This is a genomic window from Lysobacter terrae (assembly GCF_054782215.1).
In genome coordinates, this window is sequence record NZ_BAAGSX010000010.1 from 1 (window position 1) to 23,751 (window position 23,751).

Consider the following 23,751-nt stretch of genomic DNA (forward strand, 5'->3'; position numbering starts at 1 on the left):
GGCGAAGCGTTGGCCGTCCTCGTGGCTAATCCCGGTCAGCGCGGTGGCCAGGTTCGTCCCGGCGGTGTACGCGGACTCGCCATAGGCATACGTGCGGGGCGTCGTGATACCGGGATAGGTGACCGAGGACAGCCGGCCACTGCCGTCATACCCATACTGGTATATAGCACCGCCGGCGTCGGTGATCTTGCTAATACGTCGGTTGTTGTCGTACTCGAATACCAGTGCGCGCCCATCCTGCGCCTCCACCCGGGTGAGGCGCAGATCGTTGTCGTTGTTCTCGGTGAGGCCGTTGTTGTAGGTCAGCACGATGGAGGTGCCATCGCTGCGACCGATGCGCACCATCCGGCCGAGGCTGTCGTACTCCTCGACTTCGCGACTGTCCTTAGGCGCGTAAGTCCAGCCGCCGCTGGTTTGCGTCAGCGTTCCGGTTATGTCGGCATCGGCGCTCCACGCGCTGTTTTGGTAGCGGAACTCGATGGCCTTGCCATCGGGCCGGGAGAGGACGGCCGCCGGGTTGGGTGAGGCGGTGGGCGAATACACCAGCTTGTGGCTATAGGTGTGCGACCACAGCGGTCCCAGGCCGCCTACAGCCACGGACTGGCTGTTGTAGTAGCGACTGAAGCTCAAGCCCGCGGCGATGTCGTGCTCGACCTGGAACTTGTTGCCGGTGGCGACGTTGATCGGGTTGCCGCAGTTGTTACCCGACTTCTTGTCGATGGGACATATGCCCTGCCCGAGATTCTTCGCAGGGACAAAATCCACGCAGGCCTTGATGCCCTCGTCCCAGGTGGCGCTTCCAGCGCAGCCATAGAAGTCGTACGCAAGCGGAACGATGTAACCCGCGCCGCGGGTACCGCTGGCCGCCCACTGCAGATACCAGACGTAGCTGCCTCGGCCCCATGGCGAGAGCGTCACCGTACATGCAGACGATGCCGAATTGATGGGATTGCCACTGGCAGCGAGCGTAGCCAGTTGCGCTTGGTAATCCGCATTGCACTCGGCGTACGCCTGCTGCCGATCGCACGGAGAGACCCAGCCATTAGCCGTCGTCTGGCGGCAGAAAGGCGGCTGGGACGCCTGCGCGGGCTGTGTGCCGTCCACAAACAACAGCGCGATACCCAACAAACCCAGAAGCAGCGGCACTAAACCGCGTGCACGTCGATCCGTCTGCCCGAACTGCGCGGCCTGATTGCACATTGCAAACCCCTTCCCTTTGGCCCATTGCGGACCGAGCTCCTCGACCGGAGCATCCTGCGGAGGGACGCGCGAAACTTGACGGGGCGCGAAGGCAACACGAGGTTGCGTGATGCGCAACACGCGCAGACTAGGACGTTGGCGCGAGCTGCGCCTTTCGGTGGGCTATGAGCCACACTGCAAAACAATCCTCGCGATCAGTCCCCAGACGAAACGCGAGCGAGTTCCCCGAGCATTTCCCACGACTTCAGGCCGCGCGGCCCCAGATGAAACGCGAGCACTTCGCGCATGGGGCGACGCAGGCTCGCGACATCCTCGTCGCCAGGCGGCGTATCGTCGGCGAGCGCCAGCAAGGCTCGCCCCGTGGCGGCGTTGCGCCGATCGCCATGACCGCGATCGGCGAGCAAGCGACGCGGTCCCGCCTCCGGATCCAGGCGATAACGCGCCGCCGCATCGATCAGCATGCCGTCGCTATCAGCGCTCCAGTCGAAGCCGAACCCGATCGCTTCGAGCAGATCGCGTTCGTAGCGGCGCAAAGTCCAGGCCAGCGGCTCGCCGCGACCGAGTCGTTCGCGTGCGGCGGCGTAGGCATCGAACAATTCCGGCTGCGGATCGCCGCGCGGCGCCAGCCGTAATGTGAGTTCGTTGAGGTAGAAGCCGGCGAGCATGGCGTCGCCGAGCAGGCGCGGCGCCGCATCGACCGCTTCAGCGCCGGCCAGCGTCGCCAGTTCGCCGCGTTGCACGGCATCGAAGCGGATGGATTGCAGCGGCTGCAGCGCCGCACGCAGCAGATGCCGCTTGGGACCGTGCACGCCACGCGCCACCAGGCCCATGCGGCCGTGGTTGGCTGTCAGCACTTCAACGAGCAGGCTGTTTTCGCGCCAGGGCCGCGTGTGCAGAACGAAAGCGGGCTCGGCGGACAACCGCATCGCGTCGGTTCGCGCTCAGTCAGTCGTGATAGCCGAATGCGCGCAGCGCCGCTTCGTCGTCCGACCAGCCTTCGCGCACCCGCACCCAGGTTTCCAGGAAGACCTTGGCGCCGAACAGGCGCTCCATCTGCAACCGCGACTTCGCCCCGATCTCGCGCAGACGCTCGCCGCCTTTGCCGATCACGATCTTCTTCTGTCCGTCGCGTTCGACCCAGATGACCGCGCCGATGCGCAGCAGCACGCCCTTGGGCGAAGGTTCTTCGACGAAACGCTCGATCTCCACGGTGGTGGCGTACGGCAGTTCTTCGCCGAGCTGACGCATCAATTGTTCGCGTACGAGCTCCCCGGCAAGGAAGCGCTGGCTCTTGTCGGTGATCTCGTCCTCGCCGTACAGCGGCGGCTGTTCCGGGAGTTGCGCGAGCACGGTCTTCAGCAGCGCGTCCAATCCGCTGCGCTTGAGCGCGGAAATCGGATGCACGCCGGCGAAGTCGCGGCCCTCGCTCACTTTGCCCAGATACGGCAGCAACTTGGTCTTGTCGGTGACGCGATCGACCTGGTTCACCACCAGGATCACGGGCAGGCCCGCGTCCTTCAGTGCGTCGTAGGCCAGCGTGTCCTCGTCATCCCATTGGCCGGCGCGGACCACCAGTAGCGCCGCGTCGACGCCTTCCAGGGCGCCGCGGGCGGCCCGGTTCATGAGCCGGTTCATCGCGCGCTTCTGCTCGCGATGGATGCCGGGCGTGTCCACCAGCAGCAACTGCCCTTCCGGGAACGTCGCGATTCCCAGCAGGCGGTGGCGCGTGGTCTGCGGACGCGGCGAGACGATGCTGACCTTGGCGCCGACCAGAGCGTTGACCAGTGTGGATTTGCCGACGTTGGGACGGCCGATGACGGCGACGTGGCCGGCGCGATGTGAGGGTTGGGTCATGCGGTGAATTGTCCGCCCCGCGCTGCCCGAGGGCAAACCAGGCAGCGGATGAAGTAGGGAATCAGGCGGCGCCGAGCGACTGCAGGGCGGCTTCGGCGGCGATCTGCTCGGCAGCGCGACGCGATCCGCCCGCGCCTTCGGTCGTCAACGCCGGACTTTGCAGGGTGCAGGTCACGTGGAAGGTCTTGGCGTGTTCTTCGCCGCTTTCGGAAATCAGCGCATACACCGGCAAGGGCTTCTGCTTGCCCTGTAGCCATTCCTGCAGCCGCGTCTTGGCGTCCTTGCCCACCTTGTGCGGTGGCGGCAGGGCGGCCATGGCCGATTCGAACCATGGCAAGACGGCCGCGCGGCAGGCATCGAAATCGGCGTCGAGGTAGATCGCGGCCACCACCGCTTCGAGGGCGTCGGCGAGGATGGAGTCGCGGCGGTGCCCGCCGGATTTCATCTCGCCCGGACCGAGGATCAATTTGGCGCCCAGGTCGAGCTGGCGAGCGATGACCGCCAGGGCGGACTCGCGCACGAGTTCAGCGCGCGCACGGGTCAGTGCGCCTTCGTCGGCGTTGGGCCAGTGCTGGAACAGCGCCTCGGCGACGATCAGGTTGACCAGGGCATCGCCGAGAAACTCGAGGCGCTCGTTATTGAGAGCGCCTGCACTTCTGTGGGTCAGGGCCTGCGTGAGCAGATCCTGCTTGTCGAAGCTGTGCTTGATGCCTGGGCTCAATCGACCGTGTTCCGGCGCAGGTCCTTCTCGGCGTGGAAATTTCCGACCACATCGAGATTGGCGATCAAAGGCCGCTGCACGCTGTAGTCGACCACGACCATCCAGCCGGCCTCCTTGCGCGTGATCTTCACGTTCTGGTCCTTCACGTTCTCGGCGTAGCTGACGTAGAGGCGGCGGAAGAACAGATCGCGGATCTTGGCGGGATCCATGCCACCGACACCCGGCTCTTCGGCCAGACCATTCAACGCCTGCTTGACTGCGTAGTATTCCGAATACATCGGAATCACCTTCATACCCATGTAGGCAAATACGCCCACAACCGCCAGGACGAGGATGAACCCGATCAGGGTCATGCCTTTCTGCGTACGCTTCATCCGATGTCTCCCCAATTATCGAAACCGCTACGTCAATGGATGCTGGTGCCAATTCGCCGGTATTCGAGGCCGCCGTCCCAGCTCATCCAGATCAGGAAGGCCTTACCCCGCAGCTGACTTTCCGGCAGGACGCCCCAGTATCGGCTGTCGTCGCTGTTCTTGCGATTGTCGCCCATCACGAAATAGTGCCCCTGCGGAACTTCCCACTCGCCTTCCCCTGGATTGATGAACGGCGAGGCGGCCGATTCCAGGACGGAGTGCGACCGGCCCGGCAGATTCTCACGCAATTCGAGGAAGCCCGTCATCTCGGCCCCTTTGCCGGTGCCCTGGTAGGTACCGATCTCCTGGTAGCTCACCGGAACGCCGTTGATGCTCACCTGGTTGTCGTGATACCCGACGCGGTCCCCAGGCAGGCCGACCACGCGCTTGATGAAGTCCACGCCCTTGCTCGGGTCGTCCGGGGTGTGGCCGGGGAAGTGGAAGACGACCACGTCGCCGCGCTGCGGCTCGCCGATGTCGAGGAACTTCTTGTTGCTGATCGGCAGGCGCAACCCGTAGGCGAACTTGTTGACGAGGATGAAGTCGCCGGTCAACAGCGTCGGCATCATCGAGTTGGACGGGATGCGGAAGGGTTCCGCGACGAAGCTGCGCAGGATCAGCACCACCGCCAGGACCGGGAAGAAGGCCTTGGAGTAGTCGACGACGACCGGCTCTTCCCCTTCGTCCAGCAAGCCCGCGGAAGCCGCGCGGCGCTTGGCCAGGAACAGCTTGTCCAGCAGCCAGACCACGCCCGTGAACAGGGTCAGGACGACGAGGATGATCTCAAACCACTTCATGCTTGCTCCTTCGGAGCCGGGTTGGAATTCGGTGGAGTCGGGAAGGGGTAGCGGACGAGCCTAGCGAAGCCGCGGCGGTAGCGACAAGCCGGTAACGGCCGGCGCGCTTGGCCGCCGCAGGACGCCCGGGCCCGCATCACTTGCTGTCGACCTGCAGCACCGCCAGGAACGCTTCCTGCGGGATCTCGACGCGGCCGACCTGCTTCATCCGCTTCTTGCCCTCTTTCTGCTTCTCGAGGAGTTTCTTCTTGCGGGTGATGTCGCCGCCGTAGCACTTGGCCAGCACGTTCTTGCGCATCGCCTTGACCGTGCTGCGCGCGATGATCTGCGAGCCGATCGCGGCCTGGATCGCTACGTCAAACATCTGGCGCGGGATCAGGTCCTTCATCTTCTCGCACAGTTCGCGGCCGCGGCGATCGGCATGGCTGCGGTGGACGATGATGCTCAGTGCGTCGACCTTGTCGCCGTTGATGAGCGTGTCCACGCGAACGAACGGGCCGGCCTCGAAACGCACGAAGTGGTAATCCAGCGACGCGTAGCCGCGCGACACCGACTTGAGCTTGTCGAAGAAGTCGAGCACCACTTCCGCCATCGGCAGCTCGTAGCTGATCTGCACCTGGCTGGCCATGTACTGGATACCCATCTGCACGCCGCGCTTCTCTTCGCACAGCTTGATCACGTTGCCGATGTAGTCCGGCGGGGTGAGGATGTTGGCGCGGATGATCGGCTCGCGGACCTCTTCGACCATGTTCACCGGCGGCAGCTTCGCCGGGTTGTCCATCGGGATGATGGTGCCGTCGGTCTTGAGGACTTCGTATACGACCGTCGGCGCGGTGGAGATCAGATTGAGGTTGTATTCCCGCTCCAGGCGCTCCTGCACGATTTCCATGTGCAGCATGCCGAGGAAGCCGCAACGGAAACCGAAGCCCATCGCCTCCGAGCTTTCCGGCTCGAAGCGCAGCGCGGCGTCGTTGAGGCGCAGCTTTTCCAGTGATTCGCGCAGCGCCGGATAATCCTCGGCATCGACCGGGAACAGGCCGGCGAACACGCGCGGCTGCATTTCCTGGAAGCCCGGCAGCGGCTTGGGCGCCGGATCGCTGGCAAGCGTCAGCGTGTCGCCGACCGGTGCGCCGTGCACGTCCTTGACGCTGGCGGTGATCCAGCCCACTTCGCCCGCGCCGAGCTTGGTCAGCACCTTGCGCTTGGGCGTGAACACGCCGACCTGGTCGACCTGGTGCGTCTTGCCGGTCGACATCACCAGGATCTTGCTGCCCGGGACGATCTCGCCCTGCATCACGCGCACCAGCGACACCACGCCGAGGTAGTTGTCGAACCAGGAGTCGATGATCAGCGCCTGCAGCTTGTCGGTATCGCGCGGCTTAGGCGGCGGGATGCGATGGACGATCGCTTCCAGCACCAGCTCGACGTTGAGGCCGGTCTTCGCGCTGATCGCCACGGCGTCTTCGGCGTCGATGCCGATCACCGCTTCGATCTCGGCCTTCGCGCGCTCGATGTCGGCGGTCGGCAGGTCGATCTTGTTCAGGACCGGCACGACCTCCAGGCCCTGCTCGACCGCGGTGTAGCAGTTGGCGACCGACTGCGCTTCGACGCCCTGCGCCGCATCGACCACCAGCAGCGCGCCCTCGCAGGCCGCGAGCGAACGGCTGACTTCGTAGCTGAAGTCGACGTGGCCCGGCGTGTCGATGAAGTTGAGCTGGTAGACCTGCCCGTCCTTCGCCTTGTACGGCAGCGATACGGACTGGGCCTTGATGGTGATGCCGCGTTCGCGCTCGATCGGATTCGAATCGAGCACCTGGGCTTCCATTTCGCGGGCTTCCAGCCCCCCGCAGAGTTGAATGATGCGATCGGCCAGCGTCGACTTGCCGTGGTCGACGTGGGCGATGATGGAGAAATTGCGGATGTGCTGCATGCGGGCGGCTTCGTGCCGTCTCGAAAAAGTTAACGCGCGATTATCGCATACGCGACTGCGCCCGCCTCGGAGGGCGGGCGCGGTCTATCCATGCGCGTTTCCGGCCGATGCCGCATCAGCCCGCCGCATCGCCCTCGCCCGCCGTCACCGCGATGAACTGGGTGGCATTGCCGCGGCGGACCAGGAGCATGACGGTCTGGCCGTCCTTGACGCCCGTCAGGGCCCGATCCAGGGCGGCCGCGGTGCCCACGCTGGTCCGGCCCACCGACAGGATCACGTCGCCGGGTTGCAGCCCGGCCTCGGCCGCGGCGTCGCCGACGCGGGACAGGCGGACGCCTTCGTTGGACTGCAGGCCCAGCTGCTGCCGCTCGCTCGCATTGAGATCGCGGCCGACCAGGCCCAGCGGATTGCCCTTGCCCGCGGCCGCCGGCTCAGCGCCCTCTTCGTCCGGGCCGGACTGGTCCGCCGCGCCGCCGGCGAGTTCTTCGTTGAGCGCGTCGAGCTTGACCTCGATCTCGCGCGGCTTGCCATCGCGCAGGATGCCTACGCGGACCTTGGAACCGGGCGCCATGCCGCCGATCAAGGGCGGCAGATCGCTGGAGACGCTGATCTGGCGGCCGTTGACCGAACGGATCACGTCCGCCCGCTCCAGGCCCGCCTTCGCGGCGGCGCTACCCGGCACCACCACCGAAACCAGCGCGCCGCTGGCATCGGGCAAGCCGAGGCCACGCGCCTCGTCGGCCGAAATCGCCTGTACCTGCACGCCGAGCTGACCACGGCTGACCTTGCCGGTCTTCTTGATCTGATCGGCTGCGCCCATGGCGACGTCGATCGGGATGGCGAAGCTCACCCCCATGTAGCCGCCCGAATTGCTGAAGATCTGCGAATTGATGCCGACGACTTCGCCGGCCGTGTTGAGCAGCGGACCGCCGGAGTTGCCGCGGTTGATCGCGACGTCGGTCTGGATGAAGGGCACGTAGCGCTGGTCGGCGTACGGATTGGCTCGGCCCACGGCGCTGACGATGCCGGCCGTCACCGACTGGTCCAGGCCGAAGGGCGAGCCGATCGCCACGACCCACTGCCCCGGCTTGAGATGCGCCGAATCGCCGATACGCAGCGCCGGAAGTCCCTTGCCTTCGATCTTCAGCAGGGCGACGTCGGACTGCTGGTCGCTGCCGACGACCTTGGCCTTGAACTCGCGGCGGTCGGACAGCTTGACCGTCACCGTGTCCGCGCCTTCGACGACGTGATGGTTGGTCAGCACATAGCCGTCATTGGAAATCAGGAAGCCGGTGCCCATCGAAACGCCGCGCGGCCCTTGCTGCGGCACCTGCGGCCCGTTCGGTCCTTCGAACATGCCCGGCGGAAGCATGCGACGGAAGAACTCGGGAATCTGCTCGTCGTCCGGAGCGCCCTGGCCGCGGGCGACGCGGCGCGAGCCGACTTCGGCGCTCACGTTCACCACGGCGGGCGCCACCTGCTGCACGAGGTTGGTGAAGTCCGGCAGGCCGGTCACGATCGGCGTAGCCGGAACGGTCTGCGCGGTCGTCGCCGCGGGCACGGCGGCGCCCGAGGCGGGAGGTTGTGCGGTGCAGGCGGCCGGCAATGTGGCGGCGACGACGCCGAGCACGGCCAGGGAACGAAGCGATCGGTTCATGAGGGGCATGGTCCGTTGGCAGGTGCGGGAAAAGCAGCGCAGCACTCGGCTGCGCGGAAACTGGGGGCGATGAAACTGCGCGCGGTGGCGAAGCTCAGCGCTGCGGCTCGGCCGGCTCGGTCCGGTTCGGCGGGTTCTGCGACAGGCGCGGCTCGAATGGATACAGCGACGGCGCGGCCGTCGATTCCTGCCCCAAGCTCACCGTGAAAGCGCCGGCGGCCGGGCTCTCAGACAACACCGAGCGCGGCCATGGCCGCGTGACGATCGTGTCCGCCGGGGGATGGAAAGGCTGCGACGAAGTGCCCGGCGTGGCCGCCGCGACGGCTTCGATACGCGAGGCCTCCGATCGCGCCTGCGCCGATGCCTCGCGCGAACCCGGCGTCGCTACACGCACATTGCTTCGCACCGGACGACGCATGGCGTGGGCTGGCTCATCGCTCGTTTCTGCGGTCGCCAAGGCGGGGCCGGCCACGGACGCCTGGGCGATGGGATCCGCTGCAGGTGCTACGCCGATTGCGGCACCCTGCACGGTCGGGGAGACGACAGGCTGGGCACCGGAGGACTGGGCGACTACGGCAGGCTCGCTCGACCGGGACGTACTCGATTCGAAGGGACGCACGACCAGGACCGCCGCCACCGCCACCGATGCGGCAAGCGCGGCACCACCGAGCCAGCGCCGCGAAACGGCACGCACGGGCGCGGCCGTCGCCTGCGCGGGCGCCGGAGCCGCCTGGACTCCCCGCCGCTCCTCGAGCAGGGCGCGCATGACGCCTGCCGCGAAATCGTTGGGGGCCACCGCGATCGCCTCGCCGCGCAGCGTGTCGCCGAGCAACTGCCAGCGGCCGCAGGTCTCGCGCCAGCCCAGGTCGTGATCGAGGCGCTTGAGCGCGAAGCGCGCGGCATCGCTCGGCAGTTCGCCGTCGAACAACGCACTGAGCGCTTCACGGTCGTCGCGCGGATGCAGGGCGCGGTGGTTGGAATTGGAATTCGAGCCGGTGGTCATCGGTGCGCACGCTCCCGAAGGTTCGCGTCATGGTCCAGCAAAGGCCGCAATTCGTTGTCGATGGCTTCGCGCGCACGGAAGATGCGCGAACGCACGGTACCGATCGGACAATCCATCCTGGCGGCGATCTCCTCGTAACTCAGGCCTTCGACTTCGCGCAGGTTGATGGCCGTGCGCAATTCCTCGGGCAAGGCTTCGACAGCGCGCATCACCGTAAGTTCGATTTCCTGGCGTAACAGTTCATGCTCGGGCGTCGCGGTTTCGCGCAGGCGCGTGCCGGCGTCGTACTGCTCGGCATCGCCCGCATCGATGTCGTCGGTGGGCGGCCTGCGGTTCTGGGCGACAAGATGGTTTTTCGCGGTGTTCACGGCGATCCTGTGCAGCCACGTATAGAACTGCGAATCGCCCCGGAAGTTCGGCAGCGCGCGGTACGCACGGATGAAGGTCTCCTGCGCCACGTCCTGGCATTCGCTCCAGTCGGCGATGTAGCGTCCAATCAGCGCCACGATGCGGTGCTGGTACTTGCGCACCAGCGCATCGAACGCGGCGCCGTCGCCACGCTGCACGCGCCGGACCAGCTCCTGGTCCAGGTCGGTTTCCGGGGTCGTCAATTCGGTCACTGTTTTGTTGGCCGTCACTGAGCCGGCACTCCTGTCAGCTCGGCGGGGCCGAACCGTACGACCGCCCTCACGGGCGAAAGTTCATTCATGGCGATATTGATGGGGGCTCGGACCATACGCTGCAAGCGCCAGGCGTCATGGTCGGACCATACGGTTTGACGGCGTCGAAACAAGCTCTGGATGATAGAGCGCATCCACCGGCCGTACGCTGTCGTAGGTACAGCAGGCCGCCCCACGGTGCATCGCACCGCCCCTCAGATTCAGCAAAGGATGGTCCCGCATGATCGCCGGCCTCGACGGTCTTCGCTTGCAGCACTGGAAACTGGAACAGCGCGACGACGGCGTGTTCGTGTTGTCGTTCGATCGTGCCGGCAGTTCGGTCAACACCTTCGCCCAGGAGGTGCTGATCGAACTGGACACCCTGTTGGAACGCCTCGCCCTCGACCCGCCCAAGGGCCTGGTGATCCGCTCGGCCAAGACCAGCGGCTTCATCGCCGGCGCCGACATCAAGGAATTCGCCGAGTTCGATGTGATGGGCAACGTCAACGACGCCATCTTCCGCGGCCAGCAGGTGTTCCAGCGCATCGCCGAGCTGCCCTTCCCCACCGTCGCCGCGATCCACGGCTTCTGCATGGGCGGCGGTACGGAGCTCTCGCTCGCCTGCCGCTACCGCATCGCCAGCAGCGACGCGTCGACGCGCATCGGTCTGCCCGAGGTGAAGCTGGGCATCTTCCCGGGCTGGGGCGGCAGCGTGCGCCTGCCGCGCCTGGTCGGCGCGCCGGCCGCCTTCGACATGATGCTGACTGGGCGTTCGCTGTCGGCCTCGGCGGCGCGGGCGATGGGCCTGGTCGACAAGGTCGTCGATCCGGCTTCGCTGCTGGAAGAAGCCGCCAAGCTCGCGCTGCGCGGCCTGCAGCGCCCCTTCAAGCAGCGCTTCACGGCGTGGGCCACCAACACCTGGCCGGTGCGGCAGATCCTCGCGCCGATGCTGGTCAAGCAGGTCGCGCGCAAGGCGCGCAAGGAACACTACCCGGCGCCCTACGCGCTGATCTCCACCTGGCAGCGTGCCGGCGGCGGCGTGCAGTCCTTGCTGGCGGCCGAGCGCAAGTCGGTGGTCAAGCTGGCGTCGACACCGACCGCGCGCAATCTGATCCGCGTGTTCTTCCTGCAGGAACGCTTGAAGTCGACCGGCGGCAAAGATCACGGCATCAAGCACGTGCACGTGGTCGGCGCGGGCGTGATGGGCGGCGATATCGCCGCGTGGTCGGCGTATCGCGGCTTCGAGGTGACCTTGAGCGATCGCGAGCAGCGTTTCATCGATGCCGCGCTGACCCGCTCCGCCGAGCTGTTCAACAAGAAGGTCAAGGATGAAGCCAAGCGCGCCGCCGTGGCCGCGCGCCTGAAGGGCGACCTGGCGGGCGACGGCGCGACCCAGGCCGACCTGGTGATCGAAGCGATCATCGAGAAGCCCGAAGCCAAGCGCGATCTCTACGCCGCGGTCGAGCCGCGCATGAAACCCGACGCGTTGCTGACGACCAATACTTCGTCGATTCCGCTCACCGAACTGCGCGAACACATCGCGCGTCCTGCGCAGTTCGCCGGCCTGCACTACTTCAATCCGGTGGCCTTGATGCCGCTGGTGGAAATCATCCATCACGACCGCATGGCGCCGGCAACCGCGCAACGCCTGGCGGCGTTCTGCAAGGCGATCGACAAGCTGCCGGTGCCGGTCGCCGGTACGCCCGGGTTCCTGGTCAATCGCGTGCTGTTCCCGTACATGCTCGAAGCGGCAACGGCGTTCGCGGAAGGCATTCCGGGCGCGGCGATCGACAAGGCCGCGGTGAAATTCGGCATGCCGATGGGACCGATCGAGTTGATCGACACCGTCGGCCTCGACGTCGCTGCGGGCGTGGGCGCGGAGCTCGCTCCGTTTCTGGGACTACCCATTCCGGCTTCGCTGTCGGCACCGCCGGAAGCCGGCAAGCGCGGCAAGAAGGACGGACAGGGCCTCTACAAATGGGTCGACGGCAAGCCGCACAAGCCGGAACTGCCGAAGGACTACAAGGCACCAGACGATCTGGAAGATCGCTTGATCCTGCCTTTGCTCAACGAAGCCGTGGCCTGCCTGCACGACGGTGTCGTCACCGATGCCGATCTGCTCGACGCCGGCGTGATCTTCGGCACCGGCTTCGCGCCGTTCCGCGGCGGTCCGATCCAGTACATCCGCGAAACCGGCGCGCAAGCGCTGCTGCAGCGGCTACAGGCACTGCAGGCGCGGCACGGCGACCGCTTCGCGCCGCGTCCGGGTTGGAATTCGCTATAAGTTCGCGCTGTAGGTCCGCGTCAATCGCGTGCGGCACGAGAGTGCCGCACGCTCACGCTTGCAGTGGCGCCGCGCTGGCGGCTACATCGTGTGCGTCGGACGCTCCGCCGTGAGCGTGCCCGCCAACAGCGCTTCGATCTTGCCCTTCACGGTTTCGCCTTCGGCCGTCTCGGGAAACTGCACGCCGATGCCGGCGGGCCGGTTGCCCTGCGCGCCGGGTGGCGTGACCCAGACGACCTTGCCCGCCACGGGCAGGCGCTCGCTCGATTCCGGCAGCGTCAGCAGCAGGAAGACCTCGTCGCCGAGGAAATAACGCTTGGTGGTGGTGACGAAGATGCCGCCGGACTTCAGGAAGGGCATGTAAGCGCTGTAAAGCGCTGCCTTGTCCTTGACCGCGTGCGACAGGATGCCCTGCCTCGCGCCACCTGCTCCTGTCATACCACTCATGCCCTGCTTCCTCCCGCACCCCGTGCGGCCGTCCCACGGCCGTTCCAGGCCAGTAACAATTCGACCACGGCCAGATCGGCGCGCACCGTCGTCCGCAACAAATCGCGGACCTGGTTGGCCCGATCGAACCACTCAGCCAGCCTGCGCGCTTGGGCCGGATCGGTCAAGCGCCCGGCTTCGGCCAATGCGAAATCCGCGGCATGGCGCAGGCGCAATTCAAGATCTTCGTCGCCGGACCAGCGCTGCGCGACCTCGGCGACGCCGGCCTCTCCGCGCCCCAGCTTGGCCAGATCCGTGGCGATTTCACGCCGCAGCGCCATGCCGTTGCCCTTGAGCCATTCATGGGCGAGGCCGGGATGGCCGCGTGCGGCCTCCAATGCTTCGCGCGCTGCGGATTCGGCGTGACCGTGCTGGCGCAGCCACGCCAGCGCCTCCTCCGGCGAGGGCAGGCGGAATTCAAGCTTCTGGCAGCGGCTGCGGATGGTCGCCGACAGCCGCGACGGATGCGCGCTCACCAGCCACAAATAGCGCCCCGGCACCGGCTCTTCGAGCGTCTTGAGCAAGGCGTTGCTGGCGGCGTGGTTGATCGCCTCGGCGGGATCGAGAATCACGATTTGCGCGCCGCCGTACTGCGGCGTCAGCGACAGGCGCTCGGACACCTCGCGGATCTGCTCGATCACGATCTCGGTCCGCAGCCGCGTGCCTTCCTTGTTCGGGATGAACGAGATGAACTGGTAATCCGGATGCGTCCCGGCGCCGAGCAGATGGCAGCCGCGGCAGCGCCCGCAAGGTTCGCCATCCGCCTGCCGCTGCTCGCACAACAGGCGCTGCGCCAGCCGCTGTGCCACCTCGCGCTTGCCCAGTTGCGCCGGGCCGGCGAGCAGCAAGGCGTGGCCCAGGCGACCGGCATCGAGTGCCTGGGCCGCCTGCGCATAGATGCGCTGCTGCCACGGGGCGAAGCGGACGGTTTCGTTCGCGCTCATGCGTCCACCAGCGCGCGCAGATGATCGACCGCCTGGCGGGCGACCGCTTCGACCGATTGCGTGGCGTCGACCACGCGGATGCGGTGCGGCTCGCTTTGCGCGCGGGCGAGGAAGCCGTCGCGGACCTGCTCGAAGAAATCGTCCCGCTCGCGTTCGATCCGATCCGGGCCGTTGCCGCCCGGTGCCAGATCGCGGCCACGGGTGCGCTCGCGCCCGTGCGCGACGCCGATATCCAACAGCAGCGTCAGCGCCGGCGCGATGCCGACCACGCGCCGTTCCAGTTCGGCGATGAATTCCGCATCGAGCCCGCGGCCCGCGCCCTGATAGGCATAGCTGGAATCGGTGAAGCGATCGCTGATCACCCAGGCCCCGCGTTGCAGCGCGGGCAGGATGACTTCGCCCACGTGTTGCGCGCGTGCGGCGAACATCAACAGCAACTCGGTCTCCGCGGACGGCGGTTCGTGATGCGGATCCAGCAGCAGGCTGCGGATCTGCTCGGCCAAGGGGGTGCCGCCCGGCTCGCGCGTGGAGACGACTTCGAAGCCGCGCGACAGCAGGAATTCGCGCAATGCCGAGAGCACCGTGGACTTGCCGGCGCCCTCGCCGCCTTCCAGGGTGATGAAGCGGGCTTGCACCTCAAGCGTCATTGCTTCTCCGTGCCGGCCGCGGGGGCGCCTTGCTGAGCGCGGTAGTTCTTCAGATAGCGACCCACGTTCGCGTCGTGCTCCGCCAGCGTGCGCGCGAACAGGTGACGGCCACTGCCGTCGCCGACCGCGACGAAGTACAGCGCATCGCCGGCCGCAGGACGTGCGACGGCTTGCAGCGCATCGATGCCCGGCATGGCGATCGGCGTCGGCGGCAGGCCGGCGCGCGTGTAGGTGTTGTAAGGCGTGTCGGTCAGCAGGTCGGTCTTGCGGATGTTGCCGTTGTAGCTCGAGCCCATGCCGTAGATGACGGTGGGATCGGTCTGCAGGCGCATGCCGATCTTCAGGCGCCGCGCGAACAGACCGGCGATCTGCGGACGTTCGGACGCGATGCCAGTTTCCTTCTCGACGATCGAAGCCAGGGTCAGCATTTCATCCGGCGATTGCAACACGCTGTCGCCCTGCCGTTGCTTCCACGCATCGGCGAGCGCCGTGTCCATGGCGTCGTGGGCGCGCTGCAAAACGTCGAGGTCACTATCGCCTGCGGTGTACAGGTAAGTCTCCGGCAGGAAGCGGCCCTCCGGATGCTGGCCCGCATGGCCCAGTGCCTTCATCAGCGCGGCATCGTCCATCTGCGCGGTGGTCTGCTGCAGCGGGATGGCGCGCTTCAATGCGGCGCGCAGCTCGCGGATGTTCCAGCCTTCGACGATGGTGAAGCGGCGCTGGATCACCTTGCCGTCGCGCATCGCGATCAGCAGTTCGCGCGGCGTCGTCTTGGGATCCAGCGGGTATTCGCCCACCTGCAGCTTGCCCGCCGCGTGCAACTGCCGCGCGAGGACGCGCCATTCCAACGACTCGCCGGTCTCGATGCCGGCTTCGCGCATCTTGCGCAGCACCACGGGCAAGGAGTCGCCCGATTTGACGACGACCGACGAGCCCGCGGTGATACCCGGCAGCGGCCGATAAGCGAAGCCCGAGTAACGCTGCCAGCCCCAGTACGCGGCGCCGGCAACGACCAGAAGCAGCAGGAGAAGAAATCCGCCGAAGCGGCGCTTGGGTTTGCGACTCACGTCGTCTCCGGAGGTCACGGAAGGAAGGCGGGATGGGCCGCGCCCAACCGCTCACGGATACCCGCGACGTGCGGATCCGGCGGCCAGCGCCGCTCGCCCAGGCGGGCCACGGGGAGGATACCCCGCACCGCATTGCACAGGAAAACCGCGTCCGCGGTTTCGACGTCGGTCACATCGAGGCGGCGCTCTTCGGCCCGCAACTCGGCCATCAGCCAGCCACGGCAGATCCCGGCGACGCCGCAGCGATCCACCGGGGGCGTGATCCAGCGCCCCCCGCGGCGGACGAACAGGTTGGCAGCGGTAGCGCAGACCACGTCGCCGTCGCTGCTGCACATCAGTCCCTCGAACGCGTCGCGGTCGGAGGCCTCCGGCGCATCCCATTCGGCACGGGCCAGCACCTGCTCGAGACGATTGCAATGCTTGACGCCGGCGAGCGCGGGCTGCACCGCGAGCCGCGTCCGGCACCAGCGCACGGCGATGCCTTCGCCCGGTATCGAAGGCGGCAACGGATGCCGCGACAGGATCCAGGTCGGTACGTGTTCCGCTGGCAGCGCATAGCCGCGTCCGCCGCGGCCGCGGGTGACGATCAGCTTCAGCACCGCATCGTCGCCGGCAAGCAGCTCGATCGCTTGCGTGTGCGCGCGTTCCAGGTCGAGCGCCAGATCGGGCGTGACTATGCCCAGTCGTTGCAGGCCTGCACGCAGCCGCTCGCAGTGGGCCGTCCACCATGGCACGTCGCCATGCACTGCGCGCATCGTTTCGAATACACCGTCGCCGTAGGCGAGTCCGCGATCGTCGGCGCTTACCGCATCGACTGCGTTCTCCACCGCCATCCCGCCCGCGAAGATGCGGACGCTCACCCGCCTACTCCCAACGCCCGCAGCAGACCCCTCGCCTTGGCGCGGGTCTCCTCGAGTTCCCGCTGCGGATCGGAGTCGGCAACGATGCCGGCTCCGGTGCGGAAGCGCACCGTCGCGCCTTCCACCTCGGCGCTGCGGATGAGAATGTTGAGGTCGAGGTCGCCATCGCGGTTGAGCCAGCCCATCGCGCCGGTATACGCGCCACGGCCCGCGCCTTCGAGTTCCGCGATGATCTGCATGCAGCGCACCTTGGGGCAGCCGGTGATGGTGCCGCCGGGAAACACCGCGCGGATCACCTCGCCCGGCGTCACTTCAGGGCGCAGGCGCCCGCGCACATTGCTGACGATGTGGTGCACGTGCGCGTAGCTTTCCACCGTCATCAGTTCATCGACTTCGACGCTGCCGGCGGTGCATACGCGCCCCAGGTCGTTGCGTTCCAGGTCGATGAGCATCACGTGCTCGGCGCGTTCCTTGGGGTGGCCGACGAGTTCGCGGACGCGCTCGGCATCGTCGTCGCCGGGAAAGCGCGCGCGGGTTCCGGCGATCGGCCGCGTCTCGACGAGATCGCCGCGCACCGACACCAGGCGTTCCGGCGAAGAACTCACCACCGCCCACTCCGGCTGTGCGAAGACACCGGCGAACGGCGCGGGATTGTTTTCGCGCAGGCGCTGGAACAGCCGCGCCGGATCCAGCGGCTGCGCGAAATGCGCGCGCCATCCGCGCGAAAGATTGGCCTGGAAGACGTCGCCGGCCGCGAGATAGTCGAGCACCCTGCGCACGCCATCGGTATAACGCGACGGCTCGTCTTCTTCGACGCTCTGCGGTGCTTGCCATGCCGGCAACGCCGTTAGCGTGCTCGCGGCTTCGACATCGCGCGCCACGGTATCGAGCAGAGCTTCGAACGCAGGCTCGGCGACGACGACGCATTCGCCGGTCGCATGGTCGCGCAACACGGCGGCGGGACAGCGCAGCGCCATGGCGACCGGCAAATCGCCCGCCGCATCCGGCAAGTGCAGCACGGGCTCGACCTGCGCAGCCAGTTCGTAACCCAGCAGCAGCGCCCACCCTCCGCGGAACGGCCAACGCGGTTCGTCGCGGACGGTACGCAGCGACGCCCACTGCGCGTCCAGCGCCGAGAGAAAATCGCCCGCGGCTTCGCGCCCCTGCGCATCGCGCGTCACACCGTCGCGATCCAGACGCAGGCTCTCGCCGTCGGTCGCCAGCAGCAGGTCCCAACGACCTTGTGCGGTGCCATGCGCGGTGGATTCGAGCAGCAAGGGATAGCGCGCCGGGGCAAGCCGCTGCAGGGCCAGCAGGTCGACGGGGCGGGACAAGGATCGGGTCAACAACATCCGGCTATTAGATCGCGTTTGTCGCCCGCCGCGCGCGGCCGCGGCACGAAAAAAGATCCCCGCCGTAGCGGGGATCGTCAAAAGCCGACAGACAACCGGCAGCTCAAAGGCGCTTGAACACCAGCGACCCGTTGGTACCGCCGAAGCCGAAACCATTCGACACCGCGACGTCGACCCGGGCCTGGCGCGCCGTATGCGGCACGTAATCCAGGTCGCAGCCTTCGCCCGGATTATCGAGGTTGATCGTCGGCGGAATGATGCCGGTGTGCAGCGCCATCACGGTAAAGATGGCCTCGACACCACCAGCGGCACCGAGCAGGTGGCCGGTCATCGACTTGGTCGAGGACACCATCGTCTTGTATGCGTAGTCGCCCATCGCACGCTTGATCGACAGCGTTTCGGCCAGATCGCCGAGCGGCGTCGAGGTGCCGTGCGCATTGACGTAACCGATCTGCTCGGCCGTCACCCCGGCGTCCTTCATCGCCGCGACCATGCAGCGCGCCGGACCTTCGCCGTTTTCGCTGGGAGCGGTCATGTGGAAGGCGTCGGACGACGCGCCGAAGCCGGCCAGCTCGCAATAGATGCGCGCGCCGCGGGCCTTGGCGTGTTCGTACTCTTCCAGGATCAGGATGCCGGCGCCGTCGCCGAGCACGAAGCCGTCGCGTTCGGCGTCCCACGGGCGCGAGGCCTTGGCCGGGTCGTCGTTGCGCGTGGACATCGCCTTCATCGAGCAGAAGCCGCCGACCGAGGTCGGCGAGGAGCCGCGCTCGGCGCCGCCCGCGATCATCACGTCGGCGTCGCCGTACTGGATCATGCGCATCGCCATGCCGATCGAATGGTTGGACGTGGCACAGGCCGACACGGCGGAGAAGTTGGGGCCCTTGGCGCCGGTGAGCAGCGACACCTGGCCGGGCAGCATGTTGATGATGGTGCTGGGGACGTAGAACGGCGAGATCTTGCGCGGGCCGCCCTCGTGATACTTGATGGTCTGCTCTTCGATACCGAGCAGGCCGCCGATGCCGGAGCCGATCAGCGCACCGGTGCGCTCGGCATTGGAGTCGTCGATCTTGTAGCCGGCATCCTCCAGCGCCATCAGCGAAGCGGCGACGCCGTAATGGATGAACTCGTCCATCTTCCTGGCGTCCTTCGGATTCACCCATTTGGTGATGTCGAAGTCCTTCACCAGGCCGGCGATGCGCGTGGTGAACGCCGCCGGATCGAAGTGGGTGATCGGGCCGATGCCGGAACGGCCATTGACGATGCCGTCCCAGGTCGTCGCCAGGTCGTTGCCCAGCGGCGAAACGGTGCCCATACCGGTGATAACTACGCGCCTATTCGACATGAAACACTCCGAACGCTGCGCCGGCACGGGTCCGGCAGACAAATCTGTTACTTAAAAGCACGGGGCCGCAAAGGCGACAACGTGCTGTTCAAAAACACATTAAAAACACAGGGCCGCGAACGCGGCCCCGGTCTGGTTTTCGCGGCGAGCCGCTATCGGCAATCGATGCGGGTTCGCCGCTGGGGCCCGCAATCGGGCCCCGCGACTCATCAGGCCTTGACGTGCGCCTTGACGTAGTCGATGGCCTGCTGCACCGAGGTGATCTTCTCGGCTTCCTCGTCCGGGATTTCGCACTCGAACTCTTCTTCGAGGGCCATCACCAGCTCGACGGTGTCGAGCGAGTCCGCGCCGAGGTCGTCGACGAACGAAGCGTTGTTGGTGACTTCCTCTTCCTTCACGCCGAGTTGTTCGACGACGATCTTCTTGACGCGCTCTTCGATGCTGCTCATTGGGTCTCACTCCTCCCGGGATCGGGAATTCGATGGAATAGTCTAAAGGAATCACGGGCGTTCGCGAAGGTCGCAAAAACCCTTTCGCTTCAACCGGTTACGGATACATGGGCAACCGGGTGAAGCCGATTTCAAGGCATGTACATACCGCCGTTGACGTGCAGCGTCTCGCCGGTGATGTAGGTCGCGGCGGGCCCCGCGAGGAAGGCGACGGCGCGGGCGATGTCGGCCGGTTCACCCAGGCGGCCCAGCGCGATCTGGCCCATCAGCGCCTGCTTGGCGTCTTCCGGCAGATCCTTGGTCATGTCGGTGGCGATGTAGCCGGGCGCGACCACGTTGACCGTCACGCCGCGCGAACCGATTTCCTTCGCCAGCGACTTGCTGAAGGCGATGACGCCGGCCTTCGCCGCCGCGTAATTGGTCTGGCCGGCGTTGCCGGTGACGCCGACGACCGAGGCGATGTTGATTATGCGGCCCTTGCGCGCCTTCATCATCGCGCGCATGACCGCCTTCGAGGTGCGGTAGACGCTGGTGAGGTTGGTGTCGAGGATGGCCTGCCAGTCCTCGTCCTTCATCCGCATCAGCAGGTTGTCGCGGGTGATGCCGGCGTTGTTGACCAGGATCGAGACCGCACCGATGTCCTTGGCGATGCCTTCGATCAGCGTGTCGATCGAATCGGCCTCGCTGACGTTCAGCACGCGGCCGTGGCCGCCGTGCGCAGCGAGACGATCGGCGATCGCCTTGGCACCCGCCTCCGACGTAGCGGTGCCGATGACGGTCGCGCCCTGCGCGGCGAGTTCGTCGGCGATCGCGGCGCCGATGCCACGGCTGGCGCCGGTCACCAAAGCGATTTCGCCGGACAACGGGAGATTGCTCATGCCTTCCACTCCGAGAGGGCGGATTCGAATTCCGCAGTGGTGCCGATCGCGCGTGCGTCGATCGACTTGTCGATGCGCTTGATGAGGCCGGCCAGCACCTTGCCGGGACCGCATTCGGCGATGCGGGTCACGCCGTGCGCGGTGAGCGCCTGCACGCAGCCCGTCCAGTGCACCGGCAGGTACAGCTGGCGCACCAGTGCGCCGCGGATCGATTCGATGCCCTGATGCACTTCGGCATCGACGTTCTGCACCACCGGCAGCTTCGGTTCGTGCCAGCGCACATCGTTCATCGCTTCGGCGAGGCGGTTGGCCGCTTCGCGCATCAGCGGGGTGTGCGAAGGCACGCTCACCGCGAGCTTCACGGTCTTGCGCACGCCGCGCTCGCCGAGCATCGCCAGTGCCGTGTCGACTGCGGCCGCGTGGCCACCAATCACGATCTGGCCGGGCGAATTGAAGTTGGCCGGCACCACGATCTGATCGCCCGAAGCGGCCTTGCACACTTCCAGCACCAGGGCGTCTTCGGCGCCGAGCACGGCCGCCATCGCACCGGTGCCGGCAGGCGCCGCGTCTTGCATCAGCTGACCGCGCAGTCGCACCAGGCGGGCGCCGTCGTGCAACGAGAGCGCACCGGTCGCGACCAGCGCGGTGTACTCGCCCAGGCTATGGCCGGCGAGCACCGACGGCTGTGCGCCGCCCTGCTGCTGCCATGCGCGCCACGCCGCCACGCCGGCGGCGAGCAACGCGGGCTGAGTGAATTCGGTACGGTTGAGCTGTTCTTCGGGTCCGTCCTGGGACAGCGCCCACAGGTCGACACCGGCGCCTTCGCTGGCCTCGGTGAAGGCCTCGCGCACCACGGCGTGCTGGCCGGCGAGGTCGCCGAGCATGCCCAGCGACTGCGATCCCTGGCCGGGAAACACGAAAGCAAGTTGCGCAGCAGGCTCCGTCACGGCGTTCCCTTCAAAAAAGAGGCGGCATGATACGGGCGAACCCGGCCATTCGTCTGTACCAATGCGTATGCAGCAGCAGGGGTCGCGGCAGTCTACCCGCGACCGGCGTCAATAGCGCAGCAGCGCCGAGCCCCAGGTGAAACCGCCACCGAAGGCTTCCAGCAGCACCAGCTGGCCGCGCTGGACCTTGCCCGAACGCACGGCCGCGTCCAGCGCGAGCGGTACCGAGCCCGACGAGGTATTGCCGTGCATGTCGACGGTGACGACCACGCGCTCCATCGGCATGTCCAGGCGCTTGGCCGTGGCCTCGATGATGCGCAGGTTGGCCTGGTGCGGGATCAGCCAGTCGATGTCGTGGCGATCCAGGCCGTTGGCTTCCAGCGTTTCCTCGACCACGGAATCAAGCGCCTTCACCGCGTGCTTGAACACGTCGTTGCCGCTCATGTGGATGCGCACGCCGGCGTTCTCTTCACCGGGCTTGAAGCCGACGGAAACGCCGACCGGGTTCCACAGCAGTTCTTTCTTGCCGCCGTCGGCATGCATGTGCGTGCTGAGAATGCCGGTTTCCGTATCGGCCTTGAGCACGACCGCGCCCGCGCCGTCGCCGAACAGCACGCAGGTGGTGCGATCGCTCCAGTCGACCATGCGGGTCAGCGTTTCGGAACCGATCACCAGCGCGGTTTTCGCCGCGCCGGAACGAATGAACTTGTCGGCGACGGTCAGCGCGTAGACGAAGCCCGAGCACGCCGCGTTGACATCGAACGCCGGACAGCCGTCGGCGCCGAGGCGATGCTGGATCAGGCACGCGGTGGAGGGAAAGATCAGGTCCGGCGTGGTCGTGCCCACGACGATGAGATCGAGGTCCTTCGCGTCCACGCCGGCCGCTTCGAGCGCGCGCACGGCGGCGTTGTAACCCAGGTCGCTGGTGGTCTGCCCTTCCGCCGCGATGTGGCGCTGGCGAATGCCCGTACGGGCGGCGATCCATTCGTCACTGGTGTCGACGATTTTCGACAGGTCCTCGTTGGTGAGCACCTTCTCCGGCAGATAGCTGCCGGTACCTGCGATACGCGCGAACACTTGCTGGGTCATGCCTGTCTCTTTCGTGTAGCGGCGACCGCAGCGAGGCTGCGCACGTCGGCCGGCGAAACGGACGTCCGGGCCCCCGGACGGCAAAGGCTGAATGCTACTCGCTTGAGCGGCCTTTGGCGCGCCGCACAAATGGCACGCGCGCACAGTCCGGCACGGTCGCTCGGGTGGCCGCGAGCGCGCGCAATCAGCACAAACGCGAACGGGCGCCCACGCGCCCGTTTCGCCGCCGGCGTTGTACGGCCGCGCAGCGGCTGTTCCAACGGCGGCAATTATTCCGGCGCGCAAGCGCCGGAATAATCACTCTTCGTCAGCGACCTTCGACTTGACGTCGATGACCTTCTTGCCGCGGTAGTAACCGTCAGCGGTGACGTGGTGGCGCAGATGGGTCTCGCCGGTGGTCGGATCGGTGGCCAGCTGCTTCGCCGACAGCGCGTCGTGCGCACGGCGCATGCCGCGCTTGGACGGGGTGACGCGGGACTTCTGAACTGCCATGGTCTTGCTCCAGAAATAATTTACAAATTAAAGCGGGTTACTTGTTCGGTTTCGACTTCAATGCCGACAGCGCGGCAAACGGATTTGCGCGCTCTTGTTCTTCCTGCGTGGCGGGCCAGTCGCGCTCCACCGCCTCGCTGCCGGGATTCACCGGCACCACCGGCACGGCGAGGATGAGTTCATCCTCGACCAGCTCGGCCGTCCGCAACTCGCCGTGTTCCGGAACGAGCAGCGGTTCGTAACCCGGCGGCAGCGCAGCCTCGTCCGCTTCGTCGCGAATGAGACCGAGCCGCTGCACGATCTTCACCGGCAGGAGGAACCGCTGCAGGCTGCGCTGGCATTCCAGCGGCAGCTCGGCTTCGATTCGCAGCTCGACATAAGGCACCTGCAGCGAATCGCGATCGAATTCGAGCGCGAATCGGACGTCGCCTTGGGTATCGAGCAGGCTGCCCTCCAGCCGTGTCAGCGCCGACAGCGGCAGGCGTCCTTCGACTCCGCGCCGCGCCGCCACCATTCGCCAGGCATCCAGTACCTCGGGAACCCGTTCGGATGGCGAGCCAGCTGACATAAGACGCGGAATGGTAGGGCCCGGCACCTACCCTGTCAAACCGCAAGTCCTTGTGAGGATGGGGAATTGCCTCCCGATTTGTGTAAACGGGGGTCGCCGGTTCAGACTGCAG

24 protein-coding genes are annotated in these 23,751 nt (G+C 66.6%); 1 reads left to right on the top strand and 23 read right to left on the bottom strand.

The genetic code is table 11. From position 1 onward, the window contains the following. From ACYVJ8_RS14875 to rpoE, 10 genes are all read right to left on the bottom strand, one after another. Positions 1-918, bottom strand: a 918-nt coding sequence (locus ACYVJ8_RS14875) for a DUF6531 domain-containing protein (RefSeq protein WP_460713815.1), incomplete at its 3' end; no start/stop codon positions are given. A gap of 476 nt (positions 919-1,394) precedes the next feature. Continuing rightward, on the bottom strand, positions 1,395-2,126 hold the full coding sequence (gene recO / locus ACYVJ8_RS14880; RefSeq protein ID WP_460713818.1) for a DNA repair protein RecO: 732 nt from the start codon (positions 2,124-2,126) through the stop codon (positions 1,395-1,397). Between the two features lie 19 nt (positions 2,127-2,145). Continuing rightward, entirely contained in the window at positions 2,146-3,054 is a 909-nt protein-coding gene (gene era, locus ACYVJ8_RS14885) for a GTPase Era (protein WP_460713820.1), read from the bottom strand. A gap of 61 nt (positions 3,055-3,115) precedes the next feature. Beyond that, a complete protein-coding gene (gene rnc / locus ACYVJ8_RS14890) occupies positions 3,116-3,775 on the bottom strand; it encodes a ribonuclease III (protein ID WP_460713822.1) in 660 nt (219 codons plus the stop codon). Then, complete coding sequence (locus tag ACYVJ8_RS14895; protein WP_460713824.1) at positions 3,772-4,149, bottom strand: DUF4845 domain-containing protein; 378 nt, start codon at positions 4,147-4,149, stop codon at positions 3,772-3,774. Before ACYVJ8_RS14895 ends, rnc begins: the two co-directional genes overlap by 4 nt. 32 nt (positions 4,150-4,181) lie before the next feature. Beyond that, positions 4,182-4,985, bottom strand: a complete 804-nt coding sequence (gene lepB / locus ACYVJ8_RS14900) for a signal peptidase I (protein ID WP_460713826.1) — start codon at positions 4,983-4,985, stop codon at positions 4,182-4,184. A 136-nt stretch (positions 4,986-5,121) separates the two neighbouring features. Next, the gene (lepA, locus tag ACYVJ8_RS14905; RefSeq protein ID WP_460713828.1) at positions 5,122-6,915 is read right to left on the bottom strand and encodes a translation elongation factor 4; all 1,794 of its coding nucleotides are present in this window, start codon (positions 6,913-6,915) and stop codon (positions 5,122-5,124) included. Between the two features lie 115 nt (positions 6,916-7,030). Then, positions 7,031-8,572, bottom strand: a complete 1,542-nt coding sequence (locus tag ACYVJ8_RS14910) for a DegQ family serine endoprotease (RefSeq protein ID WP_460713830.1) — start codon at positions 8,570-8,572, stop codon at positions 7,031-7,033. Positions 8,573-8,666: 94 nt separating this feature from the next. Beyond that, positions 8,667-9,575: a sigma-E factor negative regulatory protein gene (locus tag ACYVJ8_RS14915; protein WP_460713832.1), complete on the bottom strand. Its 909-nt coding sequence runs from the start codon at positions 9,573-9,575 to the stop codon at positions 8,667-8,669. Beyond that, positions 9,572-10,195 carry an RNA polymerase sigma factor RpoE gene (gene rpoE, locus ACYVJ8_RS14920; protein WP_460714407.1) on the bottom strand — a complete coding sequence of 208 codons (624 nt, stop codon included), beginning with the start codon at positions 10,193-10,195 and terminating at the stop codon, positions 9,572-9,574. Before rpoE ends, ACYVJ8_RS14915 begins: the two co-directional genes overlap by 4 nt. 280 nt (positions 10,196-10,475) lie before the next feature. On the opposite strand from rpoE, the gene ACYVJ8_RS14925 reads away from it, so the two are divergent. After that, entirely contained in the window at positions 10,476-12,518 is a 2,043-nt protein-coding gene (locus ACYVJ8_RS14925) for a 3-hydroxyacyl-CoA dehydrogenase NAD-binding domain-containing protein (protein WP_460713834.1), read from the top strand. Between the two features lie 81 nt (positions 12,519-12,599). Here ACYVJ8_RS14925 and ACYVJ8_RS14930 read toward each other — a convergent pair whose 3' ends face one another. The 13 genes from ACYVJ8_RS14930 to ACYVJ8_RS14990 all read right to left on the bottom strand — a co-directional run bounded on the left by ACYVJ8_RS14930 (position 12,600) and on the right by ACYVJ8_RS14990 (position 23,639). Continuing rightward, a complete protein-coding gene (locus ACYVJ8_RS14930) occupies positions 12,600-12,965 on the bottom strand; it encodes a PilZ domain-containing protein (RefSeq protein WP_460713836.1) in 366 nt (121 codons plus the stop codon). Continuing rightward, positions 12,962-13,948 carry a DNA polymerase III subunit delta' gene (locus ACYVJ8_RS14935; RefSeq protein ID WP_460713838.1) on the bottom strand — a complete coding sequence of 329 codons (987 nt, stop codon included), beginning with the start codon at positions 13,946-13,948 and terminating at the stop codon, positions 12,962-12,964. The genes ACYVJ8_RS14930 and ACYVJ8_RS14935 overlap by 4 nt, the downstream gene beginning before the upstream one ends. Next, entirely contained in the window at positions 13,945-14,595 is a 651-nt protein-coding gene (gene tmk, locus ACYVJ8_RS14940; protein ID WP_460713840.1) for a dTMP kinase, read from the bottom strand. The genes ACYVJ8_RS14935 and tmk overlap by 4 nt, the downstream gene beginning before the upstream one ends. Then, the gene (gene mltG / locus ACYVJ8_RS14945; RefSeq protein WP_460713842.1) at positions 14,592-15,662 is read right to left on the bottom strand and encodes an endolytic transglycosylase MltG; all 1,071 of its coding nucleotides are present in this window, start codon (positions 15,660-15,662) and stop codon (positions 14,592-14,594) included. Before mltG ends, tmk begins: the two co-directional genes overlap by 4 nt. 14 nt (positions 15,663-15,676) lie before the next feature. After that, on the bottom strand, positions 15,677-16,522 hold the full coding sequence (pabC, locus tag ACYVJ8_RS14950) for an aminodeoxychorismate lyase (RefSeq protein ID WP_460713844.1): 846 nt from the start codon (positions 16,520-16,522) through the stop codon (positions 15,677-15,679). After that, positions 16,519-17,874 (bottom strand): aminodeoxychorismate synthase component I, encoded by a 1,356-nt coding sequence (locus ACYVJ8_RS14955; protein WP_460713846.1) that lies wholly within the window; start codon positions 17,872-17,874, stop codon positions 16,519-16,521. The genes pabC and ACYVJ8_RS14955 overlap by 4 nt, the downstream gene beginning before the upstream one ends. Positions 17,875-17,977: 103 nt before the next feature. Beyond that, positions 17,978-19,216, bottom strand: coding sequence for a beta-ketoacyl-ACP synthase II (gene fabF / locus ACYVJ8_RS14960; RefSeq protein ID WP_460713848.1), 1,239 nt, complete (start codon positions 19,214-19,216; stop codon positions 17,978-17,980). A 209-nt stretch (positions 19,217-19,425) separates the two neighbouring features. Beyond that, on the bottom strand, positions 19,426-19,665 hold the full coding sequence (gene acpP, locus ACYVJ8_RS14965; RefSeq protein WP_036135371.1) for an acyl carrier protein: 240 nt from the start codon (positions 19,663-19,665) through the stop codon (positions 19,426-19,428). A gap of 131 nt (positions 19,666-19,796) precedes the next feature. Next, entirely contained in the window at positions 19,797-20,543 is a 747-nt protein-coding gene (fabG, locus tag ACYVJ8_RS14970; protein WP_460713851.1) for a 3-oxoacyl-ACP reductase FabG, read from the bottom strand. Continuing rightward, positions 20,540-21,490 (bottom strand): ACP S-malonyltransferase, encoded by a 951-nt coding sequence (gene fabD, locus ACYVJ8_RS14975; RefSeq protein ID WP_460713853.1) that lies wholly within the window; start codon positions 21,488-21,490, stop codon positions 20,540-20,542. Before fabD ends, fabG begins: the two co-directional genes overlap by 4 nt. A 108-nt stretch (positions 21,491-21,598) precedes the next feature. After that, the gene (locus tag ACYVJ8_RS14980; protein WP_460713855.1) at positions 21,599-22,579 is read right to left on the bottom strand and encodes a beta-ketoacyl-ACP synthase III; all 981 of its coding nucleotides are present in this window, start codon (positions 22,577-22,579) and stop codon (positions 21,599-21,601) included. 297 nt (positions 22,580-22,876) lie between these two features. Next, the gene (gene rpmF / locus ACYVJ8_RS14985) at positions 22,877-23,071 is read right to left on the bottom strand and encodes a 50S ribosomal protein L32 (protein WP_460713857.1); all 195 of its coding nucleotides are present in this window, start codon (positions 23,069-23,071) and stop codon (positions 22,877-22,879) included. 37 nt (positions 23,072-23,108) lie between these two features. Further along, positions 23,109-23,639, bottom strand: coding sequence for a YceD family protein (locus ACYVJ8_RS14990; protein ID WP_460713859.1), 531 nt, complete (start codon positions 23,637-23,639; stop codon positions 23,109-23,111). Between the last annotated feature and the right edge of the window lie 112 nt (positions 23,640-23,751).